Source organism: Herbaspirillum sp. Her3 (assembly GCF_057961275.1).
This window is the reverse complement of record NZ_CM176328.1, coordinates 1,256,531-1,269,600: the sequence shown is the minus strand read 5'-3', so window position 1 is coordinate 1,269,600 and position 13,070 is coordinate 1,256,531. Positions and strand designations below refer to the sequence as shown.

Annotated in this window: 11 protein-coding genes; 4 read left to right on the top strand and 7 right to left on the bottom strand. The window is 63.9% G+C overall.

What is annotated here, in order from left to right:
* Positions 1-2: 2 nt before the first annotated feature.
* The 3 genes from ACVC5H_RS05775 to ACVC5H_RS05765 form a co-directional block, all read right to left on the bottom strand.
* Positions 3-1,490 (bottom strand): FAD-linked oxidase C-terminal domain-containing protein, encoded by a 1,488-nt coding sequence (locus ACVC5H_RS05775; RefSeq protein WP_489621416.1) that lies wholly within the window; start codon positions 1,488-1,490, stop codon positions 3-5.
* Positions 1,491-1,738: 248 nt separating this feature from the next.
* The gene (locus ACVC5H_RS05770) at positions 1,739-2,629 is read right to left on the bottom strand and encodes a LysR substrate-binding domain-containing protein (protein WP_489621415.1); all 891 of its coding nucleotides are present in this window, start codon (positions 2,627-2,629) and stop codon (positions 1,739-1,741) included.
* A 126-nt stretch (positions 2,630-2,755) separates the two neighbouring features.
* On the bottom strand, positions 2,756-4,171 hold the full coding sequence (locus tag ACVC5H_RS05765) for an FAD-binding oxidoreductase (RefSeq protein ID WP_489621414.1): 1,416 nt from the start codon (positions 4,169-4,171) through the stop codon (positions 2,756-2,758).
* A 308-nt stretch (positions 4,172-4,479) separates the two neighbouring features.
* On the opposite strand from ACVC5H_RS05765, the gene ACVC5H_RS05760 reads away from it, so the two are divergent.
* Positions 4,480-5,034 carry a cob(I)yrinic acid a,c-diamide adenosyltransferase gene (locus ACVC5H_RS05760; RefSeq protein ID WP_489621413.1) on the top strand — a complete coding sequence of 185 codons (555 nt, stop codon included), beginning with the start codon at positions 4,480-4,482 and terminating at the stop codon, positions 5,032-5,034.
* Between the two features lie 132 nt (positions 5,035-5,166).
* Here ACVC5H_RS05760 and dxs read toward each other — a convergent pair whose 3' ends face one another.
* The 3 genes from dxs to ACVC5H_RS05745 form a co-directional block, all read right to left on the bottom strand.
* Positions 5,167-7,032, bottom strand: a complete 1,866-nt coding sequence (dxs, locus tag ACVC5H_RS05755) for a 1-deoxy-D-xylulose-5-phosphate synthase (RefSeq protein WP_489621412.1) — start codon at positions 7,030-7,032, stop codon at positions 5,167-5,169.
* 91 nt (positions 7,033-7,123) lie between these two features.
* Complete coding sequence (locus ACVC5H_RS05750) at positions 7,124-8,071, bottom strand: polyprenyl synthetase family protein (RefSeq protein WP_489621411.1); 948 nt, start codon at positions 8,069-8,071, stop codon at positions 7,124-7,126.
* A complete protein-coding gene (locus tag ACVC5H_RS05745) occupies positions 8,071-8,328 on the bottom strand; it encodes an exodeoxyribonuclease VII small subunit (protein WP_489621410.1) in 258 nt (85 codons plus the stop codon). The genes ACVC5H_RS05750 and ACVC5H_RS05745 overlap by 1 nt, the downstream gene beginning before the upstream one ends.
* A 267-nt stretch (positions 8,329-8,595) precedes the next feature.
* Between ACVC5H_RS05745 and ACVC5H_RS05740 the strand changes: the two genes are divergently transcribed.
* The 3 genes from ACVC5H_RS05740 (at position 8,596) to ACVC5H_RS05730 (ending at position 11,789) form a co-directional block, all read left to right on the top strand.
* Complete coding sequence (locus ACVC5H_RS05740) at positions 8,596-9,717, top strand: aromatic ring-hydroxylating oxygenase subunit alpha (RefSeq protein ID WP_489621409.1); 1,122 nt, start codon at positions 8,596-8,598, stop codon at positions 9,715-9,717.
* A gap of 230 nt (positions 9,718-9,947) precedes the next feature.
* On the top strand, positions 9,948-10,865 hold the full coding sequence (locus tag ACVC5H_RS05735; RefSeq protein ID WP_489621408.1) for a DMT family transporter: 918 nt from the start codon (positions 9,948-9,950) through the stop codon (positions 10,863-10,865).
* Positions 10,866-10,931: 66 nt separating this feature from the next.
* Positions 10,932-11,789, top strand: a complete 858-nt coding sequence (locus tag ACVC5H_RS05730) for a sulfurtransferase (RefSeq protein WP_489621407.1) — start codon at positions 10,932-10,934, stop codon at positions 11,787-11,789.
* Positions 11,790-11,813: 24 nt separating this feature from the next.
* On the opposite strand, the gene ACVC5H_RS05725 is transcribed toward ACVC5H_RS05730, so the two are convergent.
* A complete protein-coding gene (locus ACVC5H_RS05725) occupies positions 11,814-12,755 on the bottom strand; it encodes a LysR family transcriptional regulator (RefSeq protein ID WP_489621406.1) in 942 nt (313 codons plus the stop codon).
* Between the last annotated feature and the right edge of the window lie 315 nt (positions 12,756-13,070).

The window sequence follows — 13,070 nt, the reverse complement described above, 5'->3', positions numbered from 1 at the left end:
GGTCAGAATCTCGGCAGATCGGGGAAGCGCAGCTGGCCGCGCTGCACGTGCATCTTGCCGTACTCGGCACAGCGATGCAGGGTCGGAATGGCCTTGTCCGGGTTGAGCAGGAAGGCCGGATCAAAGGCGCGCTTGAGCTTGAAGAAAGCCTCGCGCTCGGCCGGCGAAAACTGCACACACATGGAATTGATCTTTTCGATGCCCACGCCGTGTTCACCGGTGATGGTGCCGCCCACGGCCACACACAGTTCCAGGATCTCGGCACCGAACAGTTCGGCCCGGTGGAATTCGTCGGCGAGGTTGGCATCGAAGAGGATCAGCGGGTGCAGGTTGCCGTCGCCCGCATGGAAAACGTTGGCGCAGCGCAGGCCGTATTTCTTTTCCATCTCGGCGATGCCAAGCAAGACCTCCGCCAGCTTCTTGCGCGGGATGGTGCCATCCATGCAGTAGTAGTCGGGCGAGATGCGGCCCGCTGCCGGGAAGGCGTTCTTGCGGCCGGACCAGAAGCGCAGGCGCTCGGCCTCCGACTGCGAGCAGGCGATGGCGGTGGCGCCGCTGGCGTTGAGCACGTCGGTCATGCGGCCGATTTCTTCTTCCACTTCTTCGATGGTGCCATCGGATTCGCACAGCAGGATGGCTTCGGCATCGATGTCATAGCCGGCTTTGACGAAGGGCTCGACCATGCGCGAGCTGGTCTTGTCCATCATCTCCAGTCCGGCCGGGATGATGCCGGCCGCGATCACGTTGGCCACCGCATTGCCGCCCTTCACCACGTCATCAAAGGAGGCCATGATCACGCGTGCGGCCTGGGGCTTGGGCACCAGCTTGACGGTCACCTCGGTGACCACGCCCAGCATGCCTTCGGAGCCGATGAAGACCGCCAGCAGGTCCAGGCCCGGCGCATCCAGGGCGCCGCTGCCCAGTTCCACCACCTCGCCTTCGATGGTGACCATGCGCACGCGCAGGACGTTGTGGACCGTCAGGCCGTATTTCAGGCAATGCACGCCACCGGAATTCTCCGCCACGTTGCCGCCGATGGAACAGGCGATCTGGGAAGACGGATCCGGGGCGTAATACAGGCCATGCGGGGCGGCCGCTTCGGAGATGGCCAGGTTGCGCACGCCAGGCTGGACCACGGCGGTGCGCGCGTATTTGTCCATCTTCAGAATCTGGTTGAACTTGGCCGTGGAGAGCACCACGCCATCGGCAATCGGCATGGCGCCACCGGACAGGCCCGTGCCGGCACCGCGCGGCACGATCCGTACCTGCAGTGCATGGCAGGTCTTCATGATGGCGATGACCTGGGCCTCGTTCTCGGGCAGCACCACCACCATGGGCAACTGGCGGTAGGCGGCCAGGCCGTCACATTCGTAGGGGCGGGTGTCTTCCTCGTCGGACAGCACGCAGTGCGCGGGCACGGCCCGGCGCAGGGCATCGACGACTTCGCGCTGGCGGGCCGGCGCAAAGGACGGTTGGGCGGGAGCATTCATGCTGGACCTCGGCGGTAAGCTAGGCAGGCGTGGGAAGTGGACGTCCCTCTTTGTGCGTCCGGTATTGCAGCTCACGCTGTCTTGTTTGTTGTCAGCCCATGTCAGGCGGGCTTTTTCAGTCCGACAAGTGTAACGAATTTTGCACGCCTGCACGGCCCCGTGTTGCCTGGCGGCCCACTGAAAAGAATTACCGGCCGCCGTGAATTATTTTCAGGGCGGCCGGATGTGGCGGGCGATGCAAAGGCGCGTCAGAGGCTGCGGAAGGCGTTCTGCATCCAGTTGATGAAGGTATCGACCTCGGGCCGCTCGCGCACCGCGCGCTCGTAGACCACGTAGTAGGCATGCGGCGGGGTACGCAGCCGCACGTCAAAGAGCTCCACGATCTCGCCCCGGGCCAGCAGTTCTTCGGCGAAATGCTGGCGCGTCAGGCCGATGCCGTAACCGTGGCGCACCGCTTCCAGCAGCAGGCCCAGGTCGTCCACGCGCAAACCCGACGAGGGTTCCACCCAGTCCTTCAGACCGGCTGCTTCGAACCAGGGCTGCCAGGGCTCCAGCGCCGAACGCAGCAGGGTCGCGTGCTGCAGGTCGCCGGGCGACTTCATCGGCGGCAGAGTCTTCAGGTAGCCGGGGCTGGCCACGGCGAAGGCCGGTTCCTCGAACAGCTTCTCGGTGATGATGTTGGGATAGTTGCCGGCACCGAAGCGGATCTCGACGTCGCTCTCCGACAGGGACAGGTCATACAGCGGCACCGACAGGTACAGCTCCACCACGATCTCTGGATGGCGCCGGGTGAAGTCGGCAATGCGCGGCATCAACAGGTGGCGCGCAAAGGTCGGCGGCAGCATCACCTTGATCTTGGGTTGCATGGCGGCATTGCGATGCGGCATGGGGAAATCGGTCAGCGTGCGCAAGGCGCTGCGCACCACGTCCAGATAGCGGCGGCCAAATTCGGACAGGCCGATGGAGCGGCCATCGCGGTAGAACAGACGCTCGCCGACGAACTCTTCCAGCAAGCGGATGCGGTGCGACAGCGCCGAGGGGGTGATGCACAGCTCCTCGGCGGCGATGGCGAAGGAGTTGTGGCGGGCCGCTGCCTCGAAGGCGGACAGCGCGTGAACGGGAGGGAGGCGGGTGGCCATGGGTGGTGGATTCCTGCTGCTGGTTCAAGCAAAACTGATAAAAACTAACATCGCGATGGCGAAAAACTAAAGGGCAAGGTTTGGAAAACTAAGTTTCTGCACCCTGCCCGGCCTGGTGCTTGCGTCTTATTGTTCCCAGCGCAGGATCTTGCCGGGGTTCATGATGTTCTTCGGGTCCAGCGCATGCTTGATGGCGCGCATGACGGCAATGGCACCCTCGCCATGCTCCTGGATCAGGAAATCCATCTTGTGCAGGCCCACGCCATGCTCGCCGGTGCAGGTGCCATCCATGCCGAGGGCGCGCGCCACCATACGGGCGTTGACGCCTTCTGCACGGGCGACATCGGCGGGGTCATTGGGGTCCACCATCATCTGCACGTGGAAATTGCCATCGCCGACGTGGCCGATGATGGCGTGGATCAGGCCCTGCTCTTCGCAGTCCGCCTTGGTGGCCAGCACGCATTCGGCCAGGCGCGAGATCGGCACGCAGCAATCGGTGGAGATGGCGCGCGCGCCCGGACGCATTTGCAGCAGCGCAAAGTAGGCGTTGTGACGGGCGGTCCACAAGCGGGTGCGGTCTTCGGGGCGGGTAGCCCATTCGAAGCCGAGCGCGTGGAATTCCTTGGCGATGTCCTGGACCAGCTCGGCCTGTTCCTTGACGCCGTTCTCGCTGCCGTGGAATTCGAACAGCAGCAGGGGGTTGACCGGCAGGGTCAGCTTGTCATGCGCATTGATGGCGCGCACGCCGTTTTCATCGAGCAGCTCCACGCGCGCCAGCGGCACGCCCATCTGGATGGTCTGGATGACGGTGTTGACGGCATCGGCCACGGTGGGGAAGGAGCAGATCGCCGCCGAGATCGCTTCAGGCTGCGGATACAGGCGTACGGTCACTTCGGTGATGATGCCCAGCGTGCCTTCGCTGCCCACGTACACGCGGGTCAGGTCGTAGCCGGCCGAGGATTTCTTGGCGCGGGTGCCGGTCTTGATGATCTCGCCGTGGGCGGTGACCACGGTCAGGGTCAGGGTGTTTTCCTTCATCGTGCCGTAGCGCACGGCATTGGTGCCGGAAGCGCGGGTCGAGGCCATGCCGCCCAGCGAGGCATCGGCACCGGGGTCGATGGGGAAGAAGAGACCCGTGTCCTTGATCTCCTGGTTCAGCTGCTTGCGGGTGACGCCGGCCTGGACAGTCGCGGTCAGGTCTTCGGCGTTGACGGCCAGCACCTGGTTCATCTGCGACAGGTCCACCGTCACACCGCCCTGCAGGGCCAGCACGTGGCCTTCCAGCGAGGTGCCTGCGCCGTAGGGGATGATGGGGGTGTCGTACTGGCTGCACAGCTTGACGAAGGCGGCCACTTCCTCGGTGCTGCGGGCGAAGACCACGGCGTCCGGCAGCATGGGATCGTAGGAGGATTCGTCGCGGCCGTGATGCTCGCGCATGGCCAGGGTGGTGGAGCAGCGCTCGCCAAACAGGGCCTTGAGCTCGTCGAGCAGGGCCTGGGGAACGGGGCGTTTCAGTTTCCGGGCATCAACTAGATGATTCATGCAGTTTCTCTCAGGAGTCTCGTGTCTCGGTCGTTGTTATGGTCTTTGTGCGGAAAAAGATGCAGGGCCATTAAAGCGGCATCCCCTGCCGCCCAAGTGGACTGACCACTGATCCAAGCGATGAATTTTACTCTCTTGCGGGCCGGAGTTTGCGCAAATGTCCCTGCCCAAGCAGCCCGGCAGGACAAATCAAGTGAATTGTTTACACGATTTTTCCGCCGCATGCGGCACGGCTCGCATCGGGCGGGAAGCGCTTGCCTTGCAGAGGCCTTGCGCTTAAGCTGCCCCCGGATCAACAAGGAGCAATGATGGGTAACCGACTTTCCAAGATCGCCACCCGTACCGGCGACGACGGCAGCACCGGTCTGGGCGATGGTAGCCGCGTGGGCAAGGACAGCCTGCGCATCCAGGCACTGGGCGACGTGGATGAACTGAATTCGCAGCTGGGCCTGCTGCTGTGCGAGACCCTGCCGGCGGCGCTGCGAGAAGAGCTGGTTTCGATCCAGCATGACCTGTTCGACCTGGGCGGGGAGCTCTGCATTCCGGGTTATGTAGTGCTGGCCGATGCCCATCTGGCGCGGCTCGATGCCCTGCTGGAAAAGTACAACGCCACCCTGCCCCCGCTGAAGGAATTCATCCTGCCGGGTGGCTCGCGCACAGCGGCTCTGGCCCATGTGTGCCGCACCGTGTGCCGCCGAGCCGAGCGCAGCGTGGTGATGCTGGAGAAGGCCGAGGCCGGCGTGAATGCCCCGGCGCGGCAATATCTGAACCGGCTCTCGGACCTGTGCTTCGTGCTGGCGCGGGTGCTCAACCGCGAAGCGGGCGGGCAGGATGTGTTGTGGCAGAAGGGGCGGGAACGCTGATTTCCCCTTTTGCTGCGCAGAGAAACGAAACGCCCCGCGGGAAACCGGTGGGGCGTTTCGTTTACTTAGTTTTTCCCGGGAATTTTCTTAGTTTCAGCACTGCAAAAACTAAGCCCCGGGAATCAGTGCCGATCAACCGTTGTTGACCACCAGCTTGGGCTGATCCTTGCCAAAACGCTGGGCGATGGACTGGGCGATGCCCTCGGCATCCAGTCCGCACTGCGCCAGCAGTTGGGTCGCATCGCCATGGTCGATGAAGCGGTCCGGCAGGCCCAGGTGCAGCACCGGCTTTTGAATACCGGCTGCGGCCAGGGCTTCGGAGACGGCCGCACCGGCGCCGCCCATGATGCAGCCCTCTTCCACCGTCACCAGCACATCGTGCGAGGCGGCCAGCTGCTTGACCAGTTCCACGTCCAGCGGCTTGATGAAGCGCATGTTGGCGACCGTGGCATTGAGCTTGTCGCCCGCGCCCAGGGCAGGCGCCAGCAGGCTGCCGAAGGCCAGGATGGCGACGTCCTTGCCTTGGCGGCGGATCTCGCCACGGCCCAGCGGCAGGGTCTCGAGGGTCTTGTCCACCGCCGCGCCGACACCCGCGCCGCGCGGATAGCGCACCGAGGCCGGGCCCGGATATTGATAGGCGGTCGAGAGCATCTTGCGGCACTCATCCTCATCGGAGGCGGCCATCACCACCATGTTGGGAATGCAGCGCAGGAAGGCCAGATCGTAATTGCCCGCATGGGTGGCACCATCGGCTCCGACCAGGCCGGCGCGGTCCAGCGCGAAGGTCACGTCCAGGTTCTGCAGGGCCACATCGTGGATCAGCTGGTCGTAGGCGCGCTGCAGGAAGGTCGAGTAGATCGCCACCACCGGCTTCATGCCCTCGCAGGCCATGCCGGCCGCGAAGGTGACAGCGTGCTGTTCGGCGATACCCACATCGTAGTAGCGATCCGGGAATTTCTTTTCGAAGGCCACCATACCGGAGCCCTCGCGCATGGCCGGCGTGATGCCGACCAGCTTGTCATCGGCGGCGGCCATGTCGCACAGCCATTGGCCGAAGATCTGGGTGTAGGTCAGCTTGCCACCGGCACTGGGCTTGATGCCTTCGCTGGGGTTGAACTTGCCGGGCCCGTGGTACAGCACCGGATCGGCCTCGGCCAGCTTGTAGCCTTGTCCCTTCCTGGTGACCACGTGCAGGAATTGCGGCCCCTTCAGGTGCTTCAGGTTCTGCAGCGTGGGGATCAGCGAATCGAGGTCATGGCCATCGATGGGGCCGATGTAGTTGAAGCCGAATTCCTCGAACATGGTGGCCGGGACCACCATGCCCTTGGCATGTTCTTCCAGGCGCTTGGCCAGTTCCAGCACCGGGGCCGGCAGCACCGACTTGCCCACGTCGCGCGCCTTGGCGTAGAACTTGCCCGACATCAGGCGCGCCAGGTAGCGGTTGAGCGCACCCACCGGCGGCGAGATCGACATGTCGTTGTCGTTGAGGATGACCAGCAGGTTGATGTCCTCATGCACGCCCGCATTGTTGAGCGCTTCGAAGGCCATGCCGGCGGTCATGGCGCCGTCGCCGATGACGGCAATGGCGTGGCGGTCCGAGCCCTGCGTCTTCGCCGCCAGGGCCATGCCCAGCGCAGCCGAGATCGAGGTCGAGGAATGCGCGGTCCCGAAGGTGTCGTACTGGCTTTCGATGCGGCGCGGGAAGCCGGAGATGCCTTCCTGTTGGCGCAGCGTGGCCATGCGCTCGCGCCGGCCGGTGAGGATCTTGTGCGGATAGGTCTGATGGCCCACGTCCCAGACGATGCGGTCTTCGGGCGTGTTGAAGACGTAATGCAGCGCGATGGTCAGCTCGACCGTGCCCAGGTTGGAGGACAAATGGCCCCCGGTCTTGGACACCGAGTCCAGCAGGAAACCGCGCAGCTCTTCAGCCAGCGGCTTCAATTGATGGCGGGACAGGCGGCGCAGGTCGGCCGGATCGTTGATGGTAGTGAGGAGCATCTGTTCTTACCGTGTTGGGGTCTGAGGGCCACGCCTGGCAAATGCCGCGCGATCCGTCTTCATGCCTGGGTTACATCGCTTGTTACGTCGCTTAGGTCTTTCTCTGCACGATCAGGTCGGCCAGTTCGCGCAGCCGGCGCGCCTTCTCGCCGAAGGCCGCCAGCGCCGCATGGGCGTTGCCGCGCAGCTTCTCGGCCAGCGCCTGCGATTCGGCCAGCCCCAGGATCGAGACATAGGTCGGCTTGTTGTCGGCCGCATCCTTGCCGGCAGTCTTGCCCAGCGTGGCCGAGTCGGCGGTGGCGTCGAGGATGTCATCGACCACCTGGAAGGCCAGGCCGATGGCGCGAGCGTATTCGTCCAGGGCCGCGCTTTCTTGCGCCGTCAGGGCCTTGCCGCCGAGCGCACCCAGCAGCACCGCCGCGCGCAGCAGGGCACCGGTCTTCAGGCGATGCATCTGTTCCAGCTCGGCCAGCGAGAGGGTCATGCCCACGCTGGCCAGGTCGATGGCCTGGCCACCGCACATGCCCACCGAGCCGGCGGCCTGGGCCAGCAGGTTCAGCATGCGCAGCTGGCGTGCCGGCAGGCCTGAATCGGTCTTGCCGGGGTCGGCTTCCAGCGGCGCCGAGAGTGTCTCGAAGGCCTGCGCCTGCAGGGCGTCACCGACCAGCAGCGCCGTGGCTTGGTCGTACTGCACGTGCACGGTGGGCTTGCCACGGCGCAGTGCATCGTCATCCATGCAGGGCATGTCGTCATGCACCAGCGAATAGACGTGGATCATCTCCACGGCGGCCGCGGCCCGGTCCAGCAGGGCGCGCGGGGTATCGAAGATGTCGCCGGCGGCGTAGACCAGCAACGGGCGTACGCGCTTGCCGCCGTCCATGGCGGTGTAGCGCATGGCTTCGTGCAGCCGCGCCGGCACGACCGAGGACGCGGGCAGGAAACGGTCCAGCACGTCTTCCATGCCGCCTTGCACCTGGCGCATCCAGTCGGCGAAATCAAGCGGGGCCTGCGCGCTGGCGGCCGGCATCTGTGCATTCATCACTCGTCCCCGGCGTCGGCTGCGTTGAAGGGCTTGAGCATGTCGCCTTCGAGCAGCTTGACCTGGCTGTCCACCTTGTCGAGCTGGCCGGCGCAGAACTTGACCAGTTCCGAGCCGCGCTTGTAGGCGGCCACCGAGGCTTCCAGCGGCAGTTCGCCGGCTTCCATGCGGGCGACGAGCTGTTCCAGTTCCTCCATGGCCTGCTCGAAGGAAGCGGGCAAGTCGGCAGTGGCAGCAGCGGCAGAGGTTCTAGGCATATCGACCCATTCAAAAATCTAACCCGGTATTTTAGAACAAACCGGCGATTACCAAGTCAATCGAGGGCGTGGAAATGTCGCTGCATGTCGAGCCGAGCTTGTAAATTCGGCCGATTTGCTGGCATTTTGCCCACAAAACCAGGCCCCTTGCAGGGGTTTTGTGGCATAATCCTCGGTTCTGTCCAAAATTTCCTCTTCATATTATTTGAACATAGGTTTTTGCGGATTTTCTTCCTTAGGTTGGTGCAAATTAATTTGGGGGCGGAAATGTCCGATCTTGCTACTTTTGCCAAATTGGCGCGCTCAAACGCGCAACTTCCAGTCCACGTCTACTTCGACGAACCGCTCTATCAGCGGGAACTGAAACAACTCTTCCAGCAAGGACCTCGTTACGTCGGCCATGAGCTGATGGTGCCGGACGCCGGCGACTATTCCACGCTGCCGTGGGAAAACGAAGGCCGCATGCTGGTGCGCAATGCGCAGGGTATTGAACTGCTGTCCAACGTATGCCGCCACCGCCAGGCCAAAATGCTCGACGGCCGCGGCAACGCCAGCAACATCGTGTGTCCCCTGCATCGCTGGACCTATGATCTGAAGGGCGAACTGATCGGCGCGCCGCATTTCGGCGAAACGCCGTGCATGAACCTGTCCAAGACCCCGCTGCAGAGCTGGAATGGACTGCTGTTCGAAAACAACGGCGTCAACATCGCCGACAAGCTCAGGAACCTGGGCGTGACGCGCGATCTGGATTTCTCCGGCTATCTGTACGACCACACCGAAGTCCACGAGTGCGACTACAACTGGAAGACCTTCATCGAGGTCTACCTGGAGGATTACCACGTCGAGCCCTTCCATCCTGGCCTGGGCAACTTCGTGAGCTGCTCGGACCTGAAGTGGGAATTCGGCCGCGACTACAGCGTCCAGACCGTGGGCGTGAACCACGGCCTGATCAAGTCCGGCTCGCCCACCTATGGCAAGTGGCAGGAAAAGCTGCTGCAGTTCTCCAATGGCCAGCCGCCCAAATACGGCGCCATCTGGCTCACGCTCTATCCCAATATCATGGTGGAGTGGTATCCGCACGTGCTGGTGGTGTCCACGCTCTGGCCGACCGGTCCGCAGAAGACCACCAACGTGGTGGAGTTCTACTATCCGGAAGAGATTGCACTCTTCGAGCGCGAGCTGGTGGAAGCCGAACGCGCCGCCTACATGGAGACCTGCGTCGAGGATGACGAGATCGCCCAGCGCATGGATGCCGGCCGTCGTATACTGATGGATCGCGGCACCAGCGAAGTCGGTCCCTACCAGTCGCCCATGGAAGACGGCATGCAACACTTCCACGAATGGTATCGCCAGCAGCTGGACGTGCCACAGGGAACCAGCACACCATAACCAGACCATCGGTCGCGCAAGGGGGAAGCAGATGTACGCAACGCGGCAAGCTCACGACGGACGCAGTTTGCGCCGTCATTGTCGCCCTTCCTCCTGCACGTGCCCTGCCTGCTGCACGACGGCAGCCCCGGTTCACGCCGGGGCTGCCGTTTTCTTTGGTGCGCGCGCCCTGCCGGGCGACACCTCTTCCGTCTCTCCCACTCTCTGCTCAACTTACTAAAAAAGCCGCCATGCAATCGCTCTGGATGCTCGTTGCTTCATTCCTCTTTGCCGTCATGGGCGTGTGCGTCAAGCTCGCCAGCAGTTATTACACGACCTCCGAGATCGTGCTCTGCCGGGGCGTGATCGGCGTGCTCTTCATCCTCGGCCTGATCCGCCTGCGCGGCGGCACGCTGCGTACGCCCTTCCCGCGCGACCACTTCATCCGTGGCGGCATCGGGGTGGTCTCGCTGTGGATGTGGTTCTACTCCTTCAGCCTGCTGCCGATTGCCACGGCCACCACGCTGAACTACATGTCCTCGATCTGGATCGCCGTGATGCTGTTCGTGGCCGGCTGGTGGCAGGGCACCAAGAAATTCGAATGGGGCCTGGCCGGCACGGTGGCGCTGAGCTTCCTGGGCGTGGCGCTGTTGATGCGGCCTTCGCTGAACGCCGATCAGTTGCTGGGCGGTGCCATCTCGCTGGCCTCGGGCGTGCTCTCGGCACTGGTCTACCTGCAGGTGCGCAAGCTGGGACTGCTGGGGGAACCGGAGTACCGCGTGGTGTTCTACTTTTCTGCCACGGGCGTGCTGGCCGGGCTGGTCGGGAGCATCGTCACGGGTCGCGTGCCGCTGTGGCACGGCCATTCGTGGAAGGGTGCGCTGCTGGTGCTCATGATAGGCTTGACGGCCACCACGGCACAGATCGCCATGACCCGCGCCTACCGGCTCGGCAATACGCTGGTCACGGCCAACCTGCAATACACGGGCATCGTCTTTTCCAGCCTCTTCGGGGTGCTGATCTGGAACGATGCGCCGGGCTGGATCGGCTGGCTGGGCATGGCCATCATCCTGGCCAGCGGCATGCTGGCGACCTATCGCAACCAGCGCAAGAGCCAGACGGTGGCCAAGAACGTGCCCAAGGTCGACCCGATCGCCACCGAAGTGTAAATCCATGACTGCGTGAAGTCGTGAATCCTGCCCGCCTGGAGGGCATATGAACAAAAGGAGAGCCGCATGACCTACCAAACCCTCATCAGCGCCAGCGAGTTGAAGTCGCGTGCGCAATATCTGAACATTGTGGTCGTGGATTGCCGTCATGACCTCACCAATCCCGCCTACGGCCGCGAAGCCTACGCCGCCGGCCACCTGCCGCAAGCGCGCTTTGCCCATCTGGATGAACTGCTCTCCGGTCCCAAGACCGATGCTGCCGGGCGCTTCCATGGCCGCCATCCGCTGCCGGATCGCCAGCAGTTCGTGCAGGCCATGCGCGAGCTGGGCATCAACAACGATACCCAGGTGATAGCGTATGACGCCCACGGCGGCATGTACGCGGCGCGCCTGTGGTGGCTGCTGCGCTGGATCGGCCACAGCGACGTGGCCGTGCTCGACGGTGGCATGGCGGCCTGGCAGGCGCTGGGTGAATCGCTGACCAGCCAGACGCCGGCACCGGCTGAGCCGGGCAACATCCAGGATCTCTCCTCGCTGGTGAAGACGGTGGATGCGCAAACCCTGCTGGACAATCTCAAGAGCCAGGCGCTGCAGGTGGTCGATGCGCGCGCACCGGACCGCTTCCGGGGCGAAAACGAAACCATCGATGCGGTGGGCGGCCATATTCCGGGGGCGAAGAACCGCTTCTTCAAGGACAACCTGCAAGCCGATGGTCACTTCAAGAGCGCAACGCAGTTGCGTGAGGAATGGCTGTCGGTGCTGGGTGATCCGCAGGCTGCGGTCATGCAGTGCGGGTCCGGGGTGACGGCTTGCCACAACCTGCTGGCGCTGGAAGTGGCGGGCTTGCCGGGCGCCCATCTGTATCCGGGTTCGTGGAGCGAATGGAGCTCCGATCCGCAACGCCCTGTTGCAACCGGCAACTGATCCTCACCCCAGCACGGCGGCGCCCTACGTCAAGTCGGGCGCCGTGACGCCGGCAATACCCGTCATCCCCGCCTCCCGCAGGCGGCTCACGAAGGCATCGACGAACTGCTGCACCATGGCCGGCGCGTCCCGGCGGCGCAGCAGTGCCACTTCCGAATGAAAGTCGGCATCCTTGAGCGCGGGGAAGCTGACCCCGTCCGACAGGGAAATGCTGGCCATGCTCTGCGGCACCACGGCGATGCCGAATCCCGCATTGACCAGGCTGAGCAGCGAATTCTTGCGCGAGGTGGCCCGCGCCACGCGCGGATAGAAGCCATGCGCAATGCAGCGCTCGGCCACCAGATAGCTCAAGCCGCCGCGATCACGGTGCGGCACGGTCACGAAGAAGTCATCCCGCAATTCGGCAATCTCAACCTCGCTGCGGCCAGCCAACCTGTGCGTGGCCGGCACCGCCGCCACCAGGCGCTCGCGGTAGAGCACGGTACTCTCCAGATTCGCATGGGAGCGCAGGATGGGCAGGCGCGCCAGGCCGATATCGGCGCTGCCCTCGACGATCTCGCGGGCCTGATGTTCGGAGGGCGCCTGCGAAATTTCCAGCGAGATGCCGGGAAAGTCCTTGAGCGCGGCATTGAGGGTCGGACCGAGCGGTGCCGACAGCGGCACCGAGCTGGAATGCAGCAGCCGCAAGGCGCCATGTTCGCCCTTGCCGATGGTGCGCGCCTGGGCCACCGCGCGGTCCAGGTCGAGCAGGATGCGGCGGCTGCGCTCATAGAAATCCTGACCGGCCTGGGTCAGCTCGAAGGCCTTGGCCTCGCGCTTCAACAGCACCACGTCGAGATCGCCTTCCAATTCCTTGATCTGTCGGCTCAGTGCGGATTGCGCAATGAAGAGCCGCTCGGATGCGCGCGTATAGCCGCGCGCCTCGACGATCTCGACGAAGTAGCGCAACTGCCGGATGGAAATCATGGTGTCCCTCTCCTGCCCGATTCTGATGGCGCGTCCATCTCGTTTCGAGATGGCGGGCCGGCTGATTTGATATTGGCGCGCCGCGCGCGCCTTCCCTACAGTGAAGCTATCCGCACCCCCGCCTGCGGCGATGAAAGGATGGATCGTGCTTCAAGACCTCTTGTTGTTCCTCGGCCTGCTGGGCCTGGTATGCAGTGTGGGCATGCGTTGCGTCCTGCGCAAGCAGCGCGAATCCTCAGAGCGCAATGAGCATGCGCGTGCCCCATCAACACAAGAACGTCCGCTTCAATCCGGATCCCCGGCAGTATCGTCTCG